This window comes from Ureibacillus massiliensis 4400831 = CIP 108448 = CCUG 49529, from assembly GCF_000772965.1.
GTDB classification, from domain to species: Bacteria; Bacillota; Bacilli; order Bacillales_A; family Planococcaceae; genus Ureibacillus; species Ureibacillus massiliensis.
In genome coordinates this window covers 1-2645 of record NZ_JPVQ01000094.1, presented here as the reverse complement: position 1 = coordinate 2645, position 2645 = coordinate 1, and the positions used below count along the sequence as shown (strand labels likewise).

Below are 2645 nucleotides of genomic sequence, written 5' to 3'. Positions count from 1 at the left end.
GCTGCGGATTTCGGAGCACCGTGACCGGCCGTTTCGGTTGATCGTGACCGCTCATTTCGCTAACGCGTGACCGCTCATTTCGGTAGCAACGTGACCGATTCTCCGCCTGTTCCGAAACAGGTGGTCACGGCTTACCGAAATCGCCGGTCACGACTTAGCGAAAGCCTTCCCCTTCGTTGCGCATGACCTGATGCGCCGCCATCCTCGACCGATTTCGGGAGAGGAAGATGGCGGCGCCGCGAGTAGCCATGCGAAACATCAAAGAATGTCTGCGCCTCAAGTTTGAGGCCGGCTTGTCCCACGAGAAGATTGCCCGTGCCTTGCAGCTGTCCAAGGGCGTGGTTAGCAAGTACATCGCGGCGGCGCGGGTGGCCGGGCTGGACTGGCCGGCGCTGGTGGCCATGGACGAGGCCGCGCTGGCGGCCGCCTTGTTTGCACCGACGTCGACGAACAAGCCGCGCGGTGAGCGAGTGCTGCCCGATGTGCTGAGCATCCACCGCGAGTTGCGACGCAAGGGCGTGACCTTGCAGCTGCTGTGGGAGGAATATCTCGCCGCGCATGCGGGCCAGCCGACCTACCGCTACACCCAGTTCGTCGAGCACTACCGGCGCTACGCCCAGACGCTCAAACGTTCGATGCGTCAGCTGCACCGTGCGGGCGAGAAGCTATTCATCGACTATGCCGGGCCGACGCTGCCGGTGGTCGACCCGGCCACCGGCGAAGTGCGCCGGGCGCACATCTTCGTCGCCGCCCTGGGCGCCTCGAATTACACCTATGCCTGCGCGACGCCAGGCGAAACCCAGGTGGACTGGCTGACCTCGCTGGGCCAGGCTCTGACCTACTTTGGCGGCGTGCCGGAAATGGTTGTGCCGGACAATCCGCGCGCCCTGGTCGCCCAGCCGGATCGCTACGAGCCGGGCCTGAACCGGGCCACGCTGGAGTGCGCGCGTCATTACCAGACGGTGATCCTGCCGGCACGGCCACGCAAGCCTCAGGACAAGGCCAAGGCCGAGGTGGCGGTGCAGGTGGTCGAGCGCTGGATCATGGCGCGGCTGCGCCATCGGCAGTTCTTCAGCCTGCATGCGCTTAACCAGGCCATCGCCGAGCTGCTGGAGGATCTGAATCGGCGCCCGTTCAAGCGGCTCGATGGCTGCCGGCGCGACTGGTTCGAGCGTCTGGATCGCCCGGCCTTGCGAGCGCTGCCGGTGCATCCCTACGAGGTCGCCACCTTCAAGCGCTGCAAGGTCAGCATCGACTACCACATCGAGGTCAATGGCAGCTTCTACAGCGTGCCCTCCGCCCTGGCCCGGCAGAACGTGGACGTGCGACTGACGGCACACACCCTGGAAGTGCTGCATGGCAACCGGCGGGTGGCCAGCCACCTGCTGCTGGGGCGACGCGGCGCTTACAGTACCCAGCGCGAACACATGCCCGCAGCGCACCAGGCGCATCGTGAGTGGACGCCGCAACGCCTGCTCGACTGGGGCGAGCGGATCGGCCCCTACACGCGCCAACTGATCGATCACCAACTGACCCACAAGCCGCACCCGGAGATGGGCTACCGCGCCTGCCTCGGCCTGCTCTCGCTGGCCCGGCGCTATGGCAATGCACGCCTGGAAGCCGCTGCCGAACGTGCCGTACACCTGCGCGCCTTCACCGGGCGCAGCGTGCGCAACCTGCTCCAGCAAGGCCTGGATCAACAGCCGCTGCCCCAGCGTGCCGCCGAAACGACCTTACCCGGCGACCACGAGAACGTCCGTGGCGCCGACTACTACCAACCCCCGCAACAGGAGCTGTTCGATGATGCCGCAACACACCCTGAATCAACTGCACCAGCTACGCCTGGACGGCATGGCCCGCGCCCTGGAAGAGCAATGGACGCTGCCGGCCAGCCACAGCCTGAGCTTCGATGAACGCCTCGGCCTACTGCTCGACCGCGAACTGGCCTGGCGTGACAACCAGCGCCTGGTACGGCTGCGCAAGAAGGCCAAGCTCAAGTACGCCAACGCCTGCCTGGAAGATCTCGACCGCCGCTCCGGACGCGCCCTGGACGAGCGTCTGATCGCCACCCTGGCCAGTGGCGACTGGATCCGCCAGCAGCACAACCTGCTGCTGACCGGCCCGACCGGTGCCGGCAAAACCTGGCTGGCCTGCGCCCTGGGCAACCAGGCCTGCCGCCAGGGCTATAGCACCCTGTACCTGCGCACCCCGCGCCTGCTGGAACAACTGCGCATCGCTCATGGCGACGGCAGCTTCGGCCGTACCCTGCAACAGCTGGCAAAGGTCGACGTCCTGGTGCTGGACGACTGGGCGCTAGCCCCGCTGGAGGAAGGAGCCCGGCATGACCTGCTGGAGGTGATCGACGACCGCGCTGGCAGCCGCTCCACCATCCTGACGAGCCAACTGCCCATCGAGCACTGGCACGGCTGGATCAACGACCCGACCCTGGCCGATGCCATCCTCGACCGCCTGGTGCACAACGCCTACCGACTGACGATGAAAGGCGAGTCGCTGCGCCGAAAAAAAGCCGAGGAACAAGCCGCATCGTGACCGATGCGATTACAATCCAGAACCCGCGCAACCGGGGTGGAAGCACCGGTCACGTATTAGCGAAACGCTCGGTCACGTTCACCGAAATCCGCAGC

General features: G+C 66.0%; 2 protein-coding genes. Both read left to right on the top strand.

The window, feature by feature from the left end:
* Window positions 1-227 precede the first annotated feature (227 nt).
* Complete coding sequence (gene istA, locus CD30_RS19955; RefSeq protein ID WP_024360721.1) at window positions 228-1913, top strand: IS21 family transposase; 1686 nt, start codon at window positions 228-230, stop codon at window positions 1911-1913.
* The gene (gene istB / locus CD30_RS19950; protein WP_003460139.1) at window positions 1801-2550 is read left to right on the top strand and encodes an IS21-like element IS1474 family helper ATPase IstB; all 750 of its coding nucleotides are present in this window, start codon (window positions 1801-1803) and stop codon (window positions 2548-2550) included. The genes istA and istB overlap by 113 nt, the downstream gene beginning before the upstream one ends.
* Window positions 2551-2645: the final 95 nt, after the last annotated feature.